This is a genomic window from Bradyrhizobium sp. UFLA05-108 (genome assembly GCF_059803455.1).
In genome coordinates, this window is sequence record NZ_JBANAZ010000006.1 from 173,396 (window position 1) to 193,339 (window position 19,944).

16 protein-coding genes are annotated in these 19,944 nt (G+C 64.0%); 10 read left to right on the forward strand and 6 right to left on the reverse strand.

All coding sequences use genetic code 11. The annotated features are described in order from the left end of the window. Nucleotides 1–24 precede the first annotated feature (24 nt). Nucleotides 25–1,725: an alpha-amylase family protein gene (locus SO140_RS06765; protein WP_449382630.1), complete on the reverse strand. Its 1,701-nt coding sequence runs from the start codon at nt 1,723–1,725 to the stop codon at nt 25–27. A gap of 185 nt (nt 1,726–1,910) precedes the next feature. On the opposite strand from SO140_RS06765, the gene SO140_RS06770 reads away from it, so the two are divergent. Further along, nucleotides 1,911–2,402: an MmcB family DNA repair protein gene (locus tag SO140_RS06770; protein WP_449382629.1), complete on the forward strand. Its 492-nt coding sequence runs from the start codon at nt 1,911–1,913 to the stop codon at nt 2,400–2,402. A gap of 119 nt (nt 2,403–2,521) precedes the next feature. On the opposite strand, the gene SO140_RS06775 is transcribed toward SO140_RS06770, so the two are convergent. Both SO140_RS06775 and SO140_RS06780 read right to left on the reverse strand, forming a co-directional pair. Then, nucleotides 2,522–3,076 (reverse strand): ActR/PrrA/RegA family redox response regulator transcription factor, encoded by a 555-nt coding sequence (locus SO140_RS06775; protein ID WP_254101122.1) that lies wholly within the window; start codon nt 3,074–3,076, stop codon nt 2,522–2,524. Between the two features lie 103 nt (nt 3,077–3,179). Then, nucleotides 3,180–4,502: an ActS/PrrB/RegB family redox-sensitive histidine kinase gene (locus tag SO140_RS06780; RefSeq protein WP_449382638.1), complete on the reverse strand. Its 1,323-nt coding sequence runs from the start codon at nt 4,500–4,502 to the stop codon at nt 3,180–3,182. Nucleotides 4,503–4,611: 109 nt separating this feature from the next. Here SO140_RS06780 and SO140_RS06785 point away from each other — a divergent pair, with 109 nt between their 5' ends. The 4 genes from SO140_RS06785 to SO140_RS06800 all read left to right on the forward strand — a co-directional run bounded on the left by SO140_RS06785 (nt 4,612) and on the right by SO140_RS06800 (nt 8,729). Beyond that, nucleotides 4,612–5,418 carry an ABC transporter ATP-binding protein gene (locus SO140_RS06785; RefSeq protein ID WP_449382628.1) on the forward strand — a complete coding sequence of 269 codons (807 nt, stop codon included), beginning with the start codon at nt 4,612–4,614 and terminating at the stop codon, nt 5,416–5,418. Next, nucleotides 5,415–6,233, forward strand: coding sequence for an ABC transporter permease (locus tag SO140_RS06790; protein WP_449382627.1), 819 nt, complete (start codon nt 5,415–5,417; stop codon nt 6,231–6,233). Before SO140_RS06785 ends, SO140_RS06790 begins: the two co-directional genes overlap by 4 nt. A gap of 121 nt (nt 6,234–6,354) precedes the next feature. After that, nucleotides 6,355–7,683, forward strand: coding sequence for a polyhydroxyalkanoate depolymerase (locus SO140_RS06795; protein WP_449382626.1), 1,329 nt, complete (start codon nt 6,355–6,357; stop codon nt 7,681–7,683). Nucleotides 7,684–7,889: 206 nt separating this feature from the next. Further along, complete coding sequence (locus tag SO140_RS06800) at nt 7,890–8,729, forward strand: M48 family metallopeptidase (RefSeq protein ID WP_449382625.1); 840 nt, start codon at nt 7,890–7,892, stop codon at nt 8,727–8,729. A 349-nt stretch (nt 8,730–9,078) separates the two neighbouring features. Here the strand turns inward: SO140_RS06800 and SO140_RS06805 are convergent, their stop codons facing one another. Beyond that, complete coding sequence (locus SO140_RS06805; protein ID WP_449382624.1) at nt 9,079–11,277, reverse strand: transglycosylase domain-containing protein; 2,199 nt, start codon at nt 11,275–11,277, stop codon at nt 9,079–9,081. Nucleotides 11,278–11,443: 166 nt separating this feature from the next. Here SO140_RS06805 and SO140_RS06810 point away from each other — a divergent pair, with 166 nt between their 5' ends. Next, nucleotides 11,444–11,869, forward strand: a complete 426-nt coding sequence (locus tag SO140_RS06810) for a DUF1330 domain-containing protein (RefSeq protein ID WP_449382623.1) — start codon at nt 11,444–11,446, stop codon at nt 11,867–11,869. 144 nt (nt 11,870–12,013) lie between these two features. On the opposite strand, the gene SO140_RS06815 is transcribed toward SO140_RS06810, so the two are convergent. Continuing rightward, nucleotides 12,014–13,240 (reverse strand): ABC transporter substrate-binding protein, encoded by a 1,227-nt coding sequence (locus SO140_RS06815; RefSeq protein WP_449382622.1) that lies wholly within the window; start codon nt 13,238–13,240, stop codon nt 12,014–12,016. Between the two features lie 183 nt (nt 13,241–13,423). Between SO140_RS06815 and SO140_RS06820 the strand changes: the two genes are divergently transcribed. After that, nucleotides 13,424–13,951, forward strand: coding sequence for a methylated-DNA--[protein]-cysteine S-methyltransferase (locus SO140_RS06820; RefSeq protein WP_449382637.1), 528 nt, complete (start codon nt 13,424–13,426; stop codon nt 13,949–13,951). A 91-nt stretch (nt 13,952–14,042) separates the two neighbouring features. Here the strand turns inward: SO140_RS06820 and SO140_RS06825 are convergent, their stop codons facing one another. Further along, the gene (locus SO140_RS06825; protein WP_449382621.1) at nt 14,043–16,832 is read right to left on the reverse strand and encodes a [protein-PII] uridylyltransferase; all 2,790 of its coding nucleotides are present in this window, start codon (nt 16,830–16,832) and stop codon (nt 14,043–14,045) included. Between the two features lie 189 nt (nt 16,833–17,021). On the opposite strand from SO140_RS06825, the gene SO140_RS06830 reads away from it, so the two are divergent. The 3 genes from SO140_RS06830 to SO140_RS06840 all read left to right on the forward strand — a co-directional run bounded on the left by SO140_RS06830 (nt 17,022) and on the right by SO140_RS06840 (nt 19,832). After that, a complete protein-coding gene (locus SO140_RS06830; protein ID WP_449382620.1) occupies nt 17,022–17,996 on the forward strand; it encodes an aliphatic sulfonate ABC transporter substrate-binding protein in 975 nt (324 codons plus the stop codon). Nucleotides 17,997–18,201: 205 nt separating this feature from the next. Beyond that, nucleotides 18,202–19,047, forward strand: coding sequence for an ABC transporter permease (locus tag SO140_RS06835; RefSeq protein WP_449382619.1), 846 nt, complete (start codon nt 18,202–18,204; stop codon nt 19,045–19,047). Beyond that, entirely contained in the window at nt 19,047–19,832 is a 786-nt protein-coding gene (locus SO140_RS06840) for an ABC transporter ATP-binding protein (RefSeq protein ID WP_449382618.1), read from the forward strand. The genes SO140_RS06835 and SO140_RS06840 overlap by 1 nt, the downstream gene beginning before the upstream one ends. Nucleotides 19,833–19,944 lie beyond the last annotated feature (112 nt).

The window sequence follows — 19,944 nt, forward strand, 5'->3', positions numbered from 1 at the left end:
CGGGCCGACGTGGGGGAAGGGGCGTCACTTCCCCCGCGCATTCTTCCGCATCGCCTTGGTGTCGATATCGCTGCGCTTCAAGAGGTAATCGAGCCCGCCGACGCGGTACCAGCGATAGCCGTAGGGTTCGAGCACGACGCGGTGCTGGCCGCGCTTGTCGGCGCGGCTGTGATCTTCCGCCAGGAGATTGATCAGCAGCGTTCCATGGCCTTCGGGCAGCTTCGTCGAGAACGCGATCTCGCGTGGCTTTTCGTCGAGATTGTGCACGAACAGCACCGAATTGTTGCGCCAGTCATAGCGGATGATGAAGATCGCCGGGTCCTGCACGGCGATGATCTCGAAGTCGCCCCAGCCGACCTCCGGCACTTCCTTCCGCATGCGGATGATGCGCTCGGTCCAGTTCAGCATCGAGTTCGGATCGCGCCGCTGCTTGGCGACGTTGACGTGCCCGAAGCCATACGGTCCCTTGTCGATGACCGGCGAGACCGGCTTGTCGCTGTCGGTGAAGCCGCCGTGCGGCTCGGTCGACCATTGCATCGGCGTGCGTGCGCAATTGCGTTCGGGCAGCGCCAGGTCGTCGCCCATTGCGATCTCGTCGCCATAGCGGATCACTGGCGTTCCCGGCAGCGTGCACATCAGGCTGTAGGCAAGCTCGAGCCTGCGGCGGTCGCCGCCGAGCATCGGCGCCAGCCGCCGGCGGATGCCGCGATCGTAGAGCTGCATGTCCTTGTCCGGCCCGAAGCATTTGAACACGAGGTCCCGCTGCGCTTTGGTTAGCCGTCCGAGATCGAGCTCGTCATGATTCCGCAAGAACATGCCCCATTGGGCGGAGGCCGGCCGCGGCTTGGTCGCCTTCAGCGACTCGGCGAGTGCGCGCGAGTCGGCCGAGGCCAGCGCATAGAACAGGTGCTGGTTGACGTGGAAGTTGAACATCATGTGCATGCGGTCGCCATCACGGCCGAAATACTCCATGTCGGTCTTGGGAAGCACATTGGCTTCGGCGAGGATGATCGCGTCGCCCTCGCGCCATTGCAGGAATTCGCGGAACGATCGCAGCATGTCGTACTGCTCCGTCGGCGTCTTGACCTTCGGCCCCTTGGTGGCGATCACGAACGGCACGGCATCCATCCGGAAACCGGAGACGCCGAGCTGGATCCAGAAGCCCATGATCTTCAGAAGCTCGGCCTGCACGCGCGGGTTCGAGGTGTTGAGATCGGGCTGGAAATCGTAGAAGCGATGGAAGTACCAGGCGCCGGCTTCCTTGTCGCGCGTCCAGGTCGATTTCTGCACGCCGGGAAACACGACGCCCTTGCCGGCGTTCGCGGGCTTTTTGTCGGACCACACATACCAGTCGCGATGGGGCGAGTCCTTCGAGCGGCGCGCGTCCTTGAACCAGGGATGCTGGTCCGAAGTGTGGTTGACGACGAGGTCGATGATGATGCGGATGCCGCGCTGCTTGCAGCCATGAGCGAATTCGACGAAGTCGCCGAGCGTGCCGTAGCGCGGATCGACGCCGTAATAGTCCGATATGTCGTAGCCGGCATCGAGGCCGGGCGACGGCTGAAACGGCATCAGCCAGATCGCGGTAATGCCGAGGCCGTGCAGGTAGTCAAGCCGCCGCAACAGCCCCTTGAAGTCGCCGACGCCGTCGCCATTGGCATCCATGTAGGTGGCGACAGACAGGCAGTAGATGACGCCGTTCTTGTACCAGAGGTCGTCGATCATGTCGGGGCAGCCTCGCTGGTCCGCACGGCGGTGAGTGGCTGCGTGATAAGTGTCGGCGAGAGGCGAGGTTCCCGCCTCACACTCAGTGTCGTCCCGGCCTTCGCCGGGACGACGGTTGAGAATGGGATGCAGCTCGTTTCCATCGAATGGTGTGCGCAGCGAGCGGAATCGGCTAAACTCACCCCATGGACAACACCGCCCGCCACATCGCGCTCGTGCCGCCGCCTGACGGCCGCCAGTCCGAGACCGCGCTTGCAGTCGCGCGCGGCACGGCACGGCTGTTGCGATCGCTCCGCTTCTCCTGCATCAGCGAACTGCCGCTGCCGTCGGGCCGCCGTGCCGATCTCGTCGCGCTGAACGAGCGCGGCGAGATCTGGATCGTCGAGATCAAATCGTCGGTTGAGGATCTGCGCAGCGATCAGAAATGGCACGAGTACCGCGCCCATTGCGACCGGCTGTTCTTCGCCTTCACGCAGGAGTTGCCTTGCGAGATCTTTCCGGAAGGCACCGGCCTGATCATCGCGGACGCCTATGGCGCGCATCTCCACTGCGATGCGCCCGAGCACAAGCTGCCGGCCCCCACCCGCAAGCAGATGACGGTGCGCTTTGCCATGGCCGCCGCGCTCCGGATCAACCGTCTGGTCGATCCGCAGGGCCACGCGGAGTTTTGGGAGTAGGGCGCGGCGATTTGTAGGGTGGGCAAAGCGAAGCGTGCCCACCGCTCATGCCACCGAAGATGAAGCAGAAGAGGTGGGCACGGCGCTCTGCGCCTTTGCCCACCCTACAACATGCGGACCTACCGCGGCGCGCGCTTGGCCAGAATTCGCTGCAATGTGCGTCGATGCATGTTGAGGCGGCGCGCGGTTTCCGAGACGTTGCGGTTGCACATCTCGTAGATGCGCTGGATGTGCTCCCAGCGCACGCGGTCGGCCGACATCGGGTTCGCCGGCAGCTCGGACTTTTCAGTGCCGGTCGACAGCAGGGCAGCGACGACGTCGTCGGCGTCGGCCGGTTTCGAGAGATAGTCGATCGCGCCCATCTTCACGGCCGTCACCGCGGTGGCGATGTTGCCATAGCCGGTGAGCACGATGGCGCGCGCATCGGGGCGCTTCTTCTTCAGCGCCGAGACCACGTCGAGGCCGTTGCCGTCGCCGAGCCGCAAGTCGACCACCGCGAACGCTGGCGCGGCCTTGCCGATCTCTGCCAATCCATCCGAGACGGTATCGCAGGAGGTTACCGTGAAGCCGCGCGTCTCCATGGCGCGCGACAGCCGCTCCAGGAACGGCTTGTCGTCCTCGACGATCAAGAGCGAGCGGTCGGCCTGTTCATTCAGTTCGGCGATGGCGTTCAAGGTTTTGTCCTCTCTCCAACGCTGGAAGATATGGCGTTGCAATCGGCCGCTGCCAAGGTCGTCGAAAGTCGATGGCGTGCGCAGTGCGACCCAACGTCGCGGTCTATCCTATTGTTTCTTCGGCCGTCTCGGTAGCCTCAAAACGCTCGCGCGGCCACACGATCTGCACCACGGCGCCATGCTCGGGGAACGTCCGATTGGTAAACGAGACCTTGGCACCCGTGCGCTCCAGGAGCGTGCGTGCGATGAACACCCCAAGCCCCAGGCCGCGACGCTCGCCTCCGCCGTCGTCCTGCAAGCGCCGCCGCGACAGATAGGGCTCGCCGATCCGGTTCAAGAGATCGGGCGGAATGCCGGGGCCGTCGTCGGAGATCAAGATCTCGATGGTATCGTTGTTCCACCACGCATTGACCTCGACGGTCGTATGAGCGAAATCGACGGCATTTTCGACAATATTGCCGACGCCATAGAGAATCGCAGGATTGCGCGAGCCGACCGGTTCCGTGGCCGCCGCCACCGCGATCCGCACCTTGATGGCAACACCGAAATCGCGGTGTGGCGCCACGACCTCCTCGATCAGCTCCGACAGCTTCATGCGGTCGAACGGCGCGCCGGTGGAGGAGAGCTGGGTGATCTTGCTCAGGATGTCGCGGCAACGCTGCGTCTGCTCGCGCAGGGTTTTCAGATCGGCGGCGAAGCTTGCGTCCTTCACCGTCTTCTCCAATTCGCGCGAGATCAGGAAGATGGTTGCCAGCGGTGTGCCGAGCTCATGCGCGGCCGCGGCCGCAAGCCCGTCGAGCTGGGTCAGATGTTGCTCGCGCGTCAGCACCAGCTCGGTCGCGGCGAGCGCGTCGGCGAGCTTGCGCGCCTCTTCCGTCACCTGGAAGGAGTAGAGGCTGGTGACGCCGATCGCGAGCACGATCGAAAGCCAGACGCCGACCAGATAGATCGGCGGCAGCACCAGGGGATCGTCGCTGTCCCAGGGCAGCGGCAGATGAAAGAAGACCAATATCGAGGCGCAGGCGACCGCCAGCAGGCCGAGGCCGAAGGTGAGCCTGGCCGGCAGCGCGGTCGCGGAGATCAGGACTGGGGCCAGGAACAGGAATGAGAACGGGTTCTCCAATCCGCCGGTGAAGAACAAGAGGCCAGCCAATTCCACGATGTTCAGCGCCAGCAGTGCGGCCGCATGGACGCCCTCCAGCCGCTGCATCGGATTGACCGCCATTTGCAGGGCGAGGTTGAGCGCCGCCGCCAGCCCGATGATGGTGACGCAGGGGATGATCGGAACGTTGAATTCCAGCCCCTGCGCCACGATGAAGATGGCGGCGAGCTGGCCGAGCACCGCAAGCCAGCGCAGCCGCAGGATCGTATCCAGGCGGATATGCCGCCGCGAATGGCGAAACTCGGAAGCGGCAATTTCAGTTATATCGGCCAATTGGGCACTGCCTTCTCAGGTCACAAACGCGGGTGGCTCACACAATCCGTCTGGTTACAAGTCTTGCGCTTGCCGCCGCAATAGCAGAAGAACGCCCAGCATGACCGAGAATGACAAGGCTTCAAGTCGGCCGACTGTCGCGGACGGCACCCTGTCCGCGGCGATCGAGGTCGACCATCTCGTCAAGGTCTACAAGCAGACCCGTGCGGTCGACGACATTTCCTTTACGCTTCCGCGCGGCAGCATCACGGGTCTGCTCGGCGGCAACGGCGCCGGCAAGACCACGACGATCGCGATCATCATGGGCCTGGTGCTGGCGACCTCCGGCCGTGTGCGGGTGCTCGGGCATCGGATGCCCGAGCAGAGCGCCGATGTGCTCGGGCGGATGAATTTCGAAAGCCCCTATGTCGACATGCCGATGCGGCTCACGGTGCGGCAGAATCTGACGATTTTCGGCAAGCTCTATGCGGTGAAGGATCTGTCCGGTCGCATCGCGCAGCTTGCCGACGATCTCGATCTCAACGAATTCATCGACCGGGCCAACGGCAAGCTCTCGGCCGGGCAGAAAACCCGCGTTGCGCTTGCGAAGGCTCTGATCAACCAGCCCGAGCTGCTGCTGCTGGACGAGCCGACGGCCTCGCTCGACCCTGACACGGCCGATTGGGTGCGGTCGCATCTCGAGGCCTACCGCAAGGCCCACAATGCCACCATCCTGCTCGCCTCGCACAACATGCTCGAGGTCGAGCGGCTCTGCGACCGCGTCATCATCATGAAGCGCGGTCGCATCGAGGACGACGATACGCCCGACGCCATCATGGCCCGCTACAACCGCGACACTCTGGAAGATGTGTTTCTGGACGTCGCGCGCGGCCGTAGCAACGGAGCGGCGCGGGAGACGGTGCGATGAGCGAGCTCGCGCTCCATCGCGGCCTGGCGATGCATCGCATCAATGCGATGATCCTGCGCTACTGGTACCTGTTGATGTCGTCCTGGCCGCGGCTTCTGGAGCTGCTCTACTGGCCGGCGCTCCAGGTCATCACCTGGGGCTTCATCCAGCTCTATGTCGCGCAAAACGCCAATTTCTTCGCGCGGGCCGGCGGCACGCTGATCGGTGCCGTCATCCTCTGGGACATCCTGTTCCGGGGCCAGCTCGGCTTCTCCATCTCGTTCCTGGAGGAGATGTGGGCGCGCAACATCGGCAATCTCATGATGAGCCCGCTCAAGCCGATCGAGTTCCTGCTCGCACTTATGGTCATGAGCCTGATTCGCCTCGCGATCGGCGTCATCCCGATGACGCTGCTCGCGCTGTTTCTGTTTCACTTCAACGTCTACAGCCTCGGCCTGCCGCTGATCGCCTTCTTCTGCAATCTGATCTTCACGAGCTGGGCGGTCGGCATCTTCGTTTCCGGCCTGGTGTTGCGGAACGGGCTCGGGGCCGAAAGCATCGTCTGGACCTTGATGTTCGCGATCATGCCGCTCGCCTGCATCTACTATCCGGTCAGCGTGCTGCCGCCCTGGCTGCAAGTCGTCGCCTGGACGCTGCCGCCGACCTACGTATTCGAGGGCATGCGGGCGCTGCTGATCGACCACAGCTTCCGGGCCGACCTGATGCTATATGCGCTCGCCATCAATGCTGGCCTTCTGGCGGCATCTTTCTGGGCATTCCTTGCCCTTTTGCGCAGCGCCAAGAAGCACGGCTCGCTGCTGTCCAGCGGCGAGTAGCTTCACTTTCCCGTGGATTCAGGCTCGTTTTTGCGACGGAGAGCCCGTACATGTACGGAACCATGCATTGACGCAATATTACGCATTCGGCAGTATGCTGCGATGCGAGAGGATATACGATATGCCTATTGGTGAGTTTGGCGGCGCACCGCCCCTGGTGGCCGAAGGCAGTCCGGTCTTAACGACGCCGATGTACTGGATGTATGAGATGGCGCACGCCTCTCTCAATCCAGCGCGCGCAGTCACCGACGCCACCAAGATCTTGTTTCAGAATCCCCTGAATCCGTGGTCGCACACCGATGTCGGCAAGTCGCTGGCCGCGGCCTGCGAATTGTTCGAGCGCACGACGCGCCGCTACGGCAAGCCGGAATGGGGCCTCGACGACACCGAGGTCAACGGCATCCGCGTCCCCGTCGAGGTCCGCCCGGTCTGGGAAAAACCGTTTTGCCGGCTGCTCTATTTCGATCGCAAGTTCACCCGTCCGCTGCGCAGCCCGCAGCCGCGCGTGCTGATCGTGGCGCCGATGTCCGGCCACTACGCGACGCTGCTTCGTGGCACGGTCGAGGCCCTGCTGCCGGCGCATGAGGTCTACATCACCGATTGGGCCGACGCGCGCATGGTCCCATTGAGCGAAGGCCGCTTCGATCTCGACGACTACATCGACTACGTCATCGAGATGCTGCATGTGCTCGGCGGCAACACCCATGTGATGGCGGTGTGCCAGCCTTCGGTGCCCGTCGTCGCGGCCGTCTCGATCATGGAAGCGCGGCGCGACCCGTTCGTGCCGACCTCGATGACGCTGATGGGCGGCCCGATCGACACCCGCCGCAATCCGACCGCGGTGAACAAGGTTGCCGAGGAGCGCGGCATCGACTGGTTCCGCAACCACGTCATCACCAAGGTGCCGTTCCCGCATCCGGGCATGATGCGCGACGTCTATCCGGGCTTTTTGCAGCTCAACGGCTTCATCAGCATGAATCTCGACCGGCACATGGATGCGCACAAGCAGCTGTTTGCCAATCTGGTGAAGGGCGACGGCGATCTCGTCGACAAGCACCGTGACTTCTACGACGAATACCTCGCGGTCATGGACCTGACCGCGGAGTATTATCTGCAGACGGTCGACACCGTGTTCGTCAAGCATGCGCTGCCGAAGGGTGAGATGACCCACCGCGGTACGCGGGTTGACCCCACCAAGATCACGCGCGTTGCGCTGATGACGGTGGAAGGCGAGAACGACGACATCTCCGGTCTCGGTCAGACCGAAGCGACTCACGGTTTGTGCAGCTCGATCCCCGATCATCGCCGCGTGCACTACGTGCAGAAGGGCGTCGGACATTACGGCGTGTTCAATGGATCGCGCTTCAAGTCGGAAATCGTGCCACGCATCCACGATTTCATGATTTCGGCGGCGAATCCGAAGGCTTCACTGGCGTTGGCGGCCGAATAGGCCGCTTTTTCGGGTTTCCCGCGCATGGTACGGCGCTTCGAAGGGGCCGGGTTCCCGCCAGATTCGCGGTAATTAGGTAGTTTTGTAGGAGTGAGCGGGGCCTCAGACTTTGGGGCCCCATCATGCACCTGGCGGGGGCGAAAAAAACCGGTTCCAACCCCAGTCTGTAGGGGCTCCCGGGCTGCCAACCCCTGTATATTGGGCAAATGATTTGTTTTTGCGCCGAGCGCTTTCCGTGGCGGCGGTTATGGCAGAATCCGGGCGAACTCCTGCTCCCCGGACTGACAGACATGGCCACTCGCGCGCTCCTTTATCGGCGGCCTCACGAACCCAAGACCTTTGTGATCCACCACGGATCGCAATTTTTCGCGATAAGGCTGCGCCGACACCGTCGCGCGCGGCGCTATACGCTTCGCATTCATCCGAGTGATCGCGAAGCGATCCTCACCATGCCGCCGCGCGGCACGCTCGCAGAGGCAAAAGACTTTGCGCAGCGTCACGGTGCATGGATTGCCGCGCGCCTTGGCCGCTTGCCGAAGGCCGCACCGTTCCAGGCGGGCACTGTGATACCGCTTCGTGGCCTCCCGCACCGGATCGTGCATCGCGCCGGCGTACGCGGCACGGTGTGGACCGAGACGCGCGATAGCGGCGAGCGCATCATCTGCGTTGCCGGCGGTGTCGATCACGTCGATCGCCGTGTCCACGACTTCCTCAAGCGCGAGGCGCGCCACGATTTGCAACGCTCGGCGGAAGCCTATGCCGCCGAACTCGGCGTTCGCGTCAGGCGGCTCTCGATCCGCGATCAGTCGAGCCGCTGGGGCTCCTGCACCTCCGCCGGCTCGCTATCGTTCTCCTGGCGTCTGATCCTCGCGCCGCCTTACGTGCTGGACTATCTCGCAGCCCACGAGGTCGCCCATCTCGTCGAGATGAACCACTCGCCGCGGTTCTGGCGCGTCTGCGCGAAGATCTGCCCCTCGGTCGAGCGCGCCAAGAAGTGGCTCGATACGCACGGCAACGACCTGCATCGCTACGGGATCGAGGATTAAGGCCCTCTCTTGCTAGCCAGGCTGTAAGCCGTCGGCCGTATCCGAAGCCGTCATCGCCCGCCTTGTGCGCAATTGCGCACTGGAGTGGACGATCAAGTATTCCAGAGGCGGTGAAGAATACGGAGAAGCCGCGGCGTACTGGATTGCCGCTTTCGCGGGCAATGACCCGAATGAGGCGACGGCCTACGCGGGGAATGGCAAGTGAAGTCGCGTCGCGACGTCTGCTTCGTCCGCCGCATCAATGACCTCGCAAAATCCACCGCGCGTCGCGCCGGCTCTCACCGGCTACTGTGCATGGGGTTGTTTTCGAGCTTTTTGTTCAGGCCGAACCTGACAGCGCTTTTAGCGGCTACCTGTTCCCGCCAAACAATCGGTCCATCAGCCAGCCGTCGAGCCCCGCGGCCGGCTCCGGTCGCACATTGGCGCGCGTGGCTGGCGGGCGAGTACCGCTATTGTTGACAACAGCGGACGGCGTCGGTGCGGAGACCTGCGAGGCCGCCTGCGCGAGGTTCGACAGGCCCCAGCCGGCTTGCGAATTCGGCAAGGCCGCTACCGGCACGCCTTCGTGCGCGGTGCGCATGAAGCGCGACCAGACTTCCACCGGCAGGCCACCACCGGTCGCCTTCTTGGTCGGCGAGCTGTCGTCATTGCCGAGCCAGACACCGGTGACGAGGTTGGCGGTGTAGCCGATGAACCAGGCGTCGCGGTAATCCTGGCTGGTGCCGGTCTTGCCGGCGGCCATCCAGCCCGGGATCTCCGCCTTCTTGGCGGTGCCGGAGATCAGCGTTTCCCGCATCATCGTGTTCATCATCGCCACGTAGCGCGGCTCGATCACCTGGTTGCGCTCGTCGGGCTGGCGCATGTAGAGCAACTTGCCGCCTTCTATCGTCTTGATCTTCGTCACCACATGCGGCGACACAGCGAGGCCGCCATTGGCGAACGGCGCATAGGCGCCGACCAGCTCGACGACCGAGACTTCGGAGGTGCCGAGTGCGATCGAGGCGTTGGGCTCAAGCTTCGAGGAGATGCCGAGCCGGTGCGCGGTGCGCACCACGTTCTTCGGCCCGACTTCGAGGCCGAGGCGAATTGCGACCGTGTTGAGCGACATCGCGAGCGCCTGGGTCAGCGTCACCGCCCCGAAATACTCGTGGGTGTAGTTCTCAGGCTTCCAGCCCTTGACCTCGATCGGCGCGTCCTGGCGGATCGTGTCGGGCGTCAGCCCCTGCTCCAGCGCGGTCAGGTAGACGAACGGCTTGAACGAGGAGCCCGGCTGGCGCTTGGCGGTCACTGCGCGATTGTATTGACTCTCGGAATAGTTCCGCCCGCCGACCAAGGCACGCACGGCGCCGTCAGGCGTCATCGCGACCAGCGCGCCCTGGCTGACGTTGAACTTCACGCTTTTCGCCGCGAGCTCGTCGATGATGGCGGCTTCCGCGACGCTCTGCAGCTTTGGATCGATCGTGGTCTCGACCGTGATGCTCTGGTCGATCTGGCCGACGAGATCGTCCAGGACCTCGCCGATCCAGTCGGCGACGTAGTTCACGGTGCCGGCGCCGGCCGGCTTCACGTTGTAGGAGGGATGGCCGATCGAGGCCTGCGCCTGCGCTTCGGTGATGAATTTGGCCTCCGCCATGGCGGCGAGCACGACCTGCGCGCGCGCTTCCGCGCCTTCGGGATTGCGGTTGGGCGCGAGGCGCGAGGGCGATTTGACGAGGCCCGCGAGCATCGCGGCCTCCGCAACCGTCACGTTCCTGGCCGACTTGCCGAAATATTTCTGCGCGGCGGCCTCGACACCATAGGCGCCGGAGCCGAAATAGACGCGGTTGAGGTAGAGTTCCAGAATCTCGTTCTTGGAGTGCTTGCGCTCCAGCCAGATCGCAAGCTCGGCCTCCTGCAGCTTGCGCTGCATGGTGCGCTCCTGCGTCAGGAACAGGTTCTTGGCAAGCTGCTGCGTCAACGTCGAGCCGCCCTGCGATACGCCGCGATGAACCACGTTGGTGACCAGGGCGCGCAGGATGCCGACCGGGTCGATGCCGAAATGCGAATAGAAGCGGCGGTCCTCGATGGCGATGAAGGCCTTCGGCAAATACGGCGGCAGATCCTTCAGCGCCACATTGGCGCCGGCCATCTCGCCGCGTTGCGCCAGCACGCTGCCGTCCATGCCGACGATCTGGATCGTCGGAGGGCGCTTTGGAATTTCCAGCGATTGAATCGGCGGCAGATGGGCGCCGACCCAGATCACGACGCCGATCACGGCGATCACGCCCCACAGGCCGAGCACCGCGCCCCAGTAGAACAGACGGCCGATGCCAAAGCCGATCTTCGACTTCGACCTTCGTTTTGCGCCACTGCGGCTCACGGGCGCCTTCCTTTCGCGCGGGGGCTCGTCATCGGCATCGTCGCTCTTGCGCTTGGCCTTGTCCTTTTTCGGCTTGTCGTCCGAGGCGTTCGGGATGCGATCGGCAGGCGTCAGGCGCAAATCGGCCAGCGCTGCGGGCAAGCCAAACAGTGGCTCCTTGCGCCCGCCTTTTTTCTTTCCCCACGCCATCCACAAACGCCCGGTCAGTCCGTCCCACCGCACGCTAGCTGTGGCTGTTTAAGGCCCGGTTACGCAAAGCTTAACGCGGGATTAGGAGGTGCGGCGGCCGCGTGCCGGTGGTTCCGCGAGAGGCGCGGCAAAGCTAGGATCGAGCCATCAACGAAAGGGAGCACCCATGGGCCATATCGATCCGACCAAGGAGGTTTTCGCGCAATTCCGGGAGAACGACCGCCCGGGTCCGATCCACATGCTCAATCTGGTTCGCTTGCGCAAGGAGGCGGCCTATCCCGACGGCCGCAAAGCGACCGGCGCCGAGGCCTATGCGGCCTATGGTCGCGAAAGCGGCCCGGTGTTCACGCGCCTCGGTGGCCGCATCGTCTGGCAGGGCAGGTTCGAGATAATGCTGATCGGTCCGCAGCAGGAACGCTGGGACCACTGCTTCATCGCCGAATATCCAAGCGTCGCCGCCTTCGTCGAGATGATCCGCGACCCCGTCTATCGCGAAGCGGTGAAACACCGGCAAGCGGCGGTCGAGGACTCCCGCCTGATCCGCCATGCCGTGCTGCCGATCGGAAAGAATTTCGGCGAGGTGCCGGAGTGACACTCGGTCTCTCATGGCGTCATGGCCGGGCTTGCCCCGGCCATCCACGTCTTTTCTCGGCTCAGGAACGTGGATGCCCGGGACATCCAGCGCGAAGACGCGCTTCTGCCCGGGCATGACCTTTTTCGTCCGGTCTTTTCCTGACTAACCCGCCGGGCCTGCATCCTCCAGGATCGGGCCGAACAGCTCCCAGCGCTCGCCGTTGAACTTCATCATCTGAAGCTGCTTGTTGACGCGGTAGTCGGTCGGCGAGGTGTTGGCGACAATGCCTGGCAGTGCAAGGTCGAGCTTGACGTCCTTCAGGCTGGTCGCCTGCTTCATGACGTTCTCACGCGTCAGGTCGTCGCCGCACTTCTGCAGCACGTAGACCATCAATTGAGACGTCGAGTAGCCGTAGGCGTTGAAGAGCGAGTCCTTGTCGCCTTCGGGATAGTACTTTGCCATGAACTCGAAATACTTCTTCATGCCTGGATCGTCCTTCCAGGTCGGATCGAGCGGATCCTTGCCGTAATTCACGCTGATCACGCCCTTGGAAGCTTCGAGCCCCGCCGGCTTCATCACCGCGCCGACCGATACGGAGTTGATGTCGAGGATGTGAACCGGATGCCAGTCGAGCTCGGCGATCTTCTTGATCGCCTGCGCCGCCTGCTTGGGCGTCGTCGCACTGAAAAAGAGATCCGCGCCCGCGTCCTTGATCTTGAGGATCTGCGAATCGATGGTCGGATCCGAGACTTCGTAAGACGCTTCCGCCACGATCATCTTTGCGGCCTTGTCGCCGAGGCCGGCCTTGATGCCGTTCAGATAGTCTTTGCCGAGATCGTCGTTCTGATAGAGGATGCCGATCTTGGCGTTCGGATGGTTCTTGATGATGTATTGGCCGTAGATGCGGCCTTCGACGAAGTAGTTGGGATTGTATCCCATCGTCCACGGGAAGTTCTTGGGATCGGTGAACCGCGACGCGCCAGTGGCGGCAAAGAGCTGCGGCACCTTCTTGGAATTGAGATATTTCTGCACGGCCGCATTCGAGGGCGTCCCGAGAAGCTGGAAGGTGAGCAGCACCTCGTCGCTCTCGACCAGCTTGCGGACCTGCTCGACCGCCTTCGGCGGGCTATAGGCGTCGTCATACTGGATCAGATTGATCTTGCGGCCGTTCACGCCGCCCTGATCGTTGATCATCTTCATATAGGCCGCCTGAGTCTTGCCGATCGTGGCATAGGCGGAGGCTGGCCCGCTGAAAGGGTTGGTCTGACCGATCTTGATCTCGCTGTCGCTCGCACCGGGATCGTATTTCTTCTGCGCGAGCGCCGGCGAGGCCGCGAGCGCAAGGGCGAAGGCCGCGGTGGCGGCCAAATGGGCTGGGCGATTGTTCATCCGGAATCTTCCTCCTCACGGAATTATCTGTCGATGGTCTGTTTCCGCCTGTTCGAGCGGCCGCCATCGCTGCCTGGAATTGTGGAGGAAGCCTCGCCAGGGCGCAAGGCGTGTCAGCTTTCGGGTGGCGTTCGCGGGCGTGTCGCGACAGTCTGTGTCGGTCCATTCTTCGCCGAGCTAATCATGACGGCTGCGTCGCAAAACCCGGAATCGTTTGGCTTCGATCGCCTGAAGACGCCGATCGGGGTCGCTCTGCTCGTCACGGATGCAGAAGGCACGCTGCGCGCGCTCGACTGGGACGATTACGAGCACCGAATGCACGAGCTGCTGCGCCTGCATCATGGTGCGGTCGATCTGCGTGCGCGGCGCGCGCCTGTCGAGATGCGATCGGCCCTGTCGGCTTATTTCGGCGGTGATCTCGTCCGGCTGAAATCGATCAAATGGCGCGTCGCCGGCACGCCGTTCCAGCGCAAGGTGTGGACAGCGCTTGCGACAATTCCTGTCGGCACGACGCTGAGCTATGGCGCGCTGGCCGCTAGGCTCGACATGCCCAAGGCGGTGCGCGCCGTCGGTCACGCCAACGGTTCCAATCCGATCAGCGTCGTGCTGCCCTGTCACCGCCTGATCGGCGCTGACGGTTCGCTGGTGAAATACGGCGGTGGCCTCGAGCGCAAACGCTGGCTGCTGAGGCATGAGGGGGTGGGGGTGTAGTTGGCGAGGCGCCTCTTTCTTCGCTCGTCATTCCGGGGCGGCGCACAAGCGGCGAGCCCGGAATGGCACGTGGAGAGAACAGGCGCGACCTTCACGCCGCCGGCTGGACCGCCTTCTCGCCCGCCATCACATGCGTCAACGCGCTCTTGATCGCGGCCTGCCGCGTCGGCGCGTTGATCTGCGCGCCAAGGAGGTCGGTGACGTAGAAGACGTCACGCGCGCGCTCGCCGAAGGTCGCAACATGCGCGGAGGCGATGTTGAGGTTGAGCTTGGAGATCGCGGTGGTCAATTCGTAGAGCAGGCCGGGACGGTCGAGACCGGAGACCTCGATCACGGTGTAGCGATCGGACCACTGGTTGTTGATGATCACTTCCGGCTCGATCACGAAGGGCCTCGCCTTGCTGCGCACGGTGCGCCGCGCCACCACCTCGGGCAGCCGCAGCTTGCCTTCCAGCACGTCCTCGATCATCTCGCCGATGCGGGTGGCGCGACGGCCCTCGTCCTCGTCGCGGTCGTATTCGCGCGAGATCGAGATGGTGTCGAGCGCACGGCCGTCGGTCGTGGTGTAGATCTGGGCGTCGACGATGTTGGCGCCGGCGGACGCGCAGGCGCCCGCGATGATCGACAGCAGCCAGGGATGGTCGGCGGCGAAGATCGTGAGTTCGGTGACGCCGCGGACCTCGTCGAAGCCGACATTGATCGCGAGCTTGTGGCCGGCCTGCTCGCTCGCGCGCACGAAGCGCGCGTGGCGCATCTTGCGCGGCAGCTCGACCTTGAGCCAGTAGGCCGGATAGTGCCGGCCGACATAGGCATCCAGCTCCTCCTTCGGCCATTCGGCGAAGGCGTTGCGAAACTCGGCGTGCGCGGCGGCGAGGCGCTTGCCCCGGTCTACTTCCGAGAAGCCGCCGGTCAGCACCGGCTCGGTCTCGTAGTAAAGCGATCGCAAGAGCTGCGCCTTCCAGCCGTTCCACACCCCGGGCCCGACGCCGCGGATGTCGGCGGTGGTGAGGATCGTGAGCAGCTTCATCTGCTCGACCGACTGCACTACGGCGGCAAAGTTCTCGATCGTCTTGCGGTCCGACAGATCGCGCGACTGCGCGACCGTCGACATGGTCAGATGCTCCTCGATCAGCCAGGCCACGAGCTCTGTATCGGCCGGGCTGAAGCCGAGCCGCGGACAGAGCCGGCGCGCCACCTTGGCGCCCGCGATGGAATGATCCTCGGGCCGCCCCTTGGCGATGTCGTGCAAGAGCGTCGCGATATAGATCACCGGCCGGTGCTCGGGCCGCGTCTTGCGCATGAGGTCGCTGGCGAGCGTGAACTCCTCGATGCCGCCGCGCTCGATGTCCTGCAGGAAGCCGATGCAGCGGATCAGATGCTCGTCGACGGTATAGTGATGATACATGTTGAACTGCATCATCGAGACGATCTTGCCGAAGGCGCGGATGAAATGGCCGAGCACGCCGGTCTCGTTCATCCGTCGCAGCACGGTCTCGGCGTCGTTGGAGGTCAAAATCTCCATGAACAGCCGGTTGGCTTCGGGATTCTCGCGAAGCTGCGCGTTGATCAGGCCCAGCGAGCGCGTCACGTTACGCATCGCGTCGGGGTGGAAGGCGAGGTTGTTCTTCTGTGCCAGGCGGAAGATGCGGATCAGGTTGACCGGATCGTGCTTGAACACGTCGGGTGCAGCCAGGTTGATGCGGTTGTTGTCGACGATGAAGTCGTCGCTGTCAGGGACGCGCCGCTTCACGGTGCTGGGCCTCAGGCGCGCCATCATCCGGCTCAGCACCGGCGCGGGCTTGGCCTGCTGGTCTTCGAGCTTCGCGCACAGGATGGCGGTGAGATTGCCGACTTCCTTGGCGACCAGGAAGTAGTGTTTCATGAAACGCTCGACGTCCTGCATGCCGGGATGCGAGGTATAGCCGAGGCGCACCGCGATCTCGCGCTGGAGGTCGAAGGAGAGACGCTCCTCGGCGCGGCCGCAGTAGAAATGCAGGTTGCAGCGTACCGACCAGAGGAAGTCGGCGCAGCGGCGGAAGGTGCGGTACTCCTGCGCGTCGAACACGCCGCGCTCGGCGAGCTCGTCGGTGTCGCGCACGCGATAGACGTATTTCGCGATCCAGAACAGCGTGTGCAGGTCGCGCAAGCCGCCCTTGCCGTCCTTGACGTTGGGCTCGACCAGATAACGCGACTGGCCGCCGCGGCGATGCCGCTCCTCGCGCTCGGCGAGCTTTGCGGTAACGAATTCGGATGCGGTGCCCTGGACCACTTCCTTGTCGAACCGCGCGACCAGCTCGTCATAGAGCGGCTGGTCGCCGGTCAGGAAGCGCGTCTCCAGGATGGCGGTGCGGATGGTCATGTCGCCGCGCGCCTGCCGGATCGATTCATCGACGGAGCGCGTGGCGTGACCGACCTTCAGGCCCATGTCCCACAGGCAATAGAGGATGGCTTCGGCGACCTGCTCGCCCCAGGCGGTCTGCTTGTAGGGCAGGATGAACAAGAGATCGATGTCGGATTCCGGTGCCATCAAGCCGCGGCCATAGCCTCCGGTCGCAACCACTGCCATGCGCTCGGCGCCGGTCGGGATCGGCGAGCGGTAGAGATGGCGGGTCGCGGCCGAGTAGAGGATGCGGATGATCTCGTCCTGCACGTGGCACAGCCGCTCTGCGCAGCGCCGGCCGTGGCGGTCTTTCAGCAGGATCTTCTGCGCTTCCGCGCGCGCCGCGATCAGCTCGGCCTTGAGCAGTTGCGCCATCGCCGTGCGGAACGCGTCCTCGCGCCCCTCATGCTTTGCGGCAAGCGCATCGATCGCGGCGGTTGCCCGCGCGCTGTCGAAACGATCATCCATCTCCTGCTTGTGCTGGGGCGCGACACTGTCCATGCTTCACCGGATATAAGAGCTGACCGGCGCTGTCACCCGCCATTCTCTCGCAATAGTCGTTCCATGCTTGGAAAGGCTGGCCTTCGACAAACTTGTTCTCGGCCGGGCCGGTTTCAAGATAGGGATTTTCTCGTTGACCTCTAGGTATAACTCATTGAAAAACAATGAAGTTTCGCAAGGAGGCCGGACATGACCAGATTTTCACGACGCATTCTGCTGGCGGGCGGTGTGGCGCTCGCGCTGACCACTGGTCTGGCGCGCGCAGCCGAGCCGCTGAAGGAGCTTCGCATCGACTGGGCGACTTACAATCCGGTGTCGCTGGTCCTGAAGCAAAAGGGGCTTCTCGAGAAGGAGTTCGCCAAGGACGGCATCAGCATCACCTGGGTGCAGTCGGCCGGCTCCAACAAGGCGCTTGAATTCCTCAATGCCGGCTCGATCGATTTCGGCTCGACTGCGGGCTCGGCGGCGCTGGTCGCAAGGATCAACGGCAACCCGATCAAGTCGATCTACGTCTATTCGCGCCCCGAATGGACTGCGCTGGTCACGACCAAGGATTCCAAGATAACCGACGTGGCTGATCTGAAGGGCAAACGCGTCGCGGTGACCCGCGGCACCGATCCGCACATCTTCCTCGTGCGTGCGCTGCTTGGGGCGGGCCTCTCGGAAAAGGACATCACGCCGGTGCTGCTTCAGCATGCCGACGGCAAGACCGCGCTGATCCGCGGCGACGTCGATGCCTGGGCCGGCCTCGATCCGATGATGGCGCAGGCCGAGGTCGAGGAGGGCGCAAAGCTGTTCTATCGCAAGGCCGACGCCAACACCTGGGGCATCCTCAATGTGCGCGAGCAGTTCTTGAAGGACTATCCCGACATCGTCCGCCGCGTGCTCGCGGTGTACGAGGACGCGCGAAAGTTCTCGCTGGCGAATTACGACGAGCTGAAGAAGACCTTCATCGCGGTGACGAAGCTGCCCGATGCCGTTGTCGACAAGCAGCTCAAGGAGCGCACCGAACTGACCCACAGCCGCATCGGCGCCGCGCAGCGCGACTCGATCCTCGCCGCCGGCCTCGCGCTCCAGCAGGCCGGCGTCGTCGACGCCAAGGTGGATGTGAAGGCCACGCTCGATGCACTGATCGACGACCAGGTCCCGCTGCCGACGAATTGATGCTGGCCTGCAGCCCGGATGGAGCGCAGCGCAATCCGGGACTTTTCCTCCCGCGGCGCTATCCCGGATTGCACTGCGCTCCGGGCTACGCAAGTGGAGAGGCGGGCGCAACCAACTCCGCCGTCGTCCCGGGGCGCGAAGCGAGCCCAGGACGGCGGTCGAGAATGTTGCGCTCCCTTGCATTCCCGCCAGAGACGCGCTTGCTATGGCTATGACCTTCGAAGCCCCAGCGGTGGAACAGTCCGAGAGCGGCCTAACGCGTGCGCCGCGCATTGCACGCTACGCGCGGCCGCTGCTCGGGCTCGTGCTGCCGCTGACGCTCGCGCTTGGCTGGGAGCTCGTGGTCTGGCTCGGCTATTCCAACGGCCGGCTGGTGCCACCGCCCTCGCGAGTCCTGGCGACCATTCTCGATCTTGCCCGCTCGGGTGAGTTGACGCGGCACATCGCCGCGACCTTGTGGCGTGTCGGTCTCGGCTTCGTGCTCGGCGTCGTCGCGGGCACGCTGTTAGGCGCCATCGCCGGCTATTGGTCGTTGGCGCGCCGGCTGCTCGATCCGACCGTGCAGGCGCTGCGTGCAATTCCCTCGATTGCCTGGGTGCCGCTGTTCATCCTCTGGCTGGGCATCTTCGAGACCTCCAAGATCGCACTGATCGCGGTCGGCGTTTTCTTTCCGGTCTATCTCGGCGTGATGGGCGCGATTCTCATCGTCGATCGCAAGATCGTCGAGGTCGGCCGCATCTTCCGCCTGTCGGGCCCAGCCATGATCCGCCGCATCCTGCTGCCCGCCGTGCTCCCGGCTTACGTCGTGTCGCTCCGTGTCGGGCTTGGCCTTGGCTGGATGTTCGTCGTTGCCGCCGAATTCATGGGGGCCTCCGAAGGCCTCGGCTATCTGCTGATCGACGGCCAGCAGCTCGGCAAGCCCGCGCAGATCGTGGCCGCGATCGTCATCTTCGCCATCCTCGGCAAGCTCACCGACTGGATGATCGAGATCGCGACGGCGCCGCTGCTCCGCTGGCAGGATGCCTTCGGCCGCGAGCGGGGAGGGGCGTGATGCTGGCGCTCGAACGGGTGAGCAAGACCTACCCCAATGGCGTCGAGGCGCTGGCGCGCTTCTCGGCTGCGATCAAGCAGGGTGAGATCGTCGCCATCATCGGCGGTTCCGGCTGCGGCAAGTCAACGCTGCTGCGCGCCATCGCCGGCCTCGATCGCGCCAGCTCCGGCGCGGTGACGCTCGATGATGAGGCGATAACGTCGCCGCACGCCAAGATCGGCATCATCTTCCAGGAGCCGCGGCTGCTGCCCTGGCTCAGCGTGGCCGACAATATCGGCTTTGGCATCGCCGATCTTCCCGCAGGCGAGCGGCGCGAAAGAGTCGCACGGGCGCTCGATCGCGTCGGACTTGCCGACAAGGCCGATGCCTGGCCGCGCGAGCTTTCGGGCGGACAGGCGCAGCGCGTCGCGATCGCGCGTGCGCTGGTGCCGCAGCCCGAAGTGCTCCTGCTCGACGAGCCGTTCTCGGCGCTCGATGCCTTCACGCGCAGGGATCTCCAGGATCACCTGCTCGACCTCTGGGCCGACACGCGCCCGACGCTGATCCTGGTGACCCATGACGTCGACGAGGCCGTGGTGCTGGCTGATCGCGTGCTCGTGATGCGGCCGCGGCCGGGCCGGCTGTTCGACCAGATCGAGATCAATCTGGCACGCCCGCGCGACCGCAACTCGCCGCTGTTCGACAGCTTCAAGCGCAATGTCCTGACGTCGCTCGACCGCTCGCTCGATCGCAATGTGCCTGACCGTGACGCAACCCAGGGTCCCGGCCAGGCGATGTGGTGGTGACAATCTTGCTCCCAGCCGGTACATCGAGGGGCGATCTTCCGGGAGAGAACAAAAATGGATGCCGCAGAACTTCGCCAGATGCAGGCCCCGATCAAGGAACGCTACAAGACTG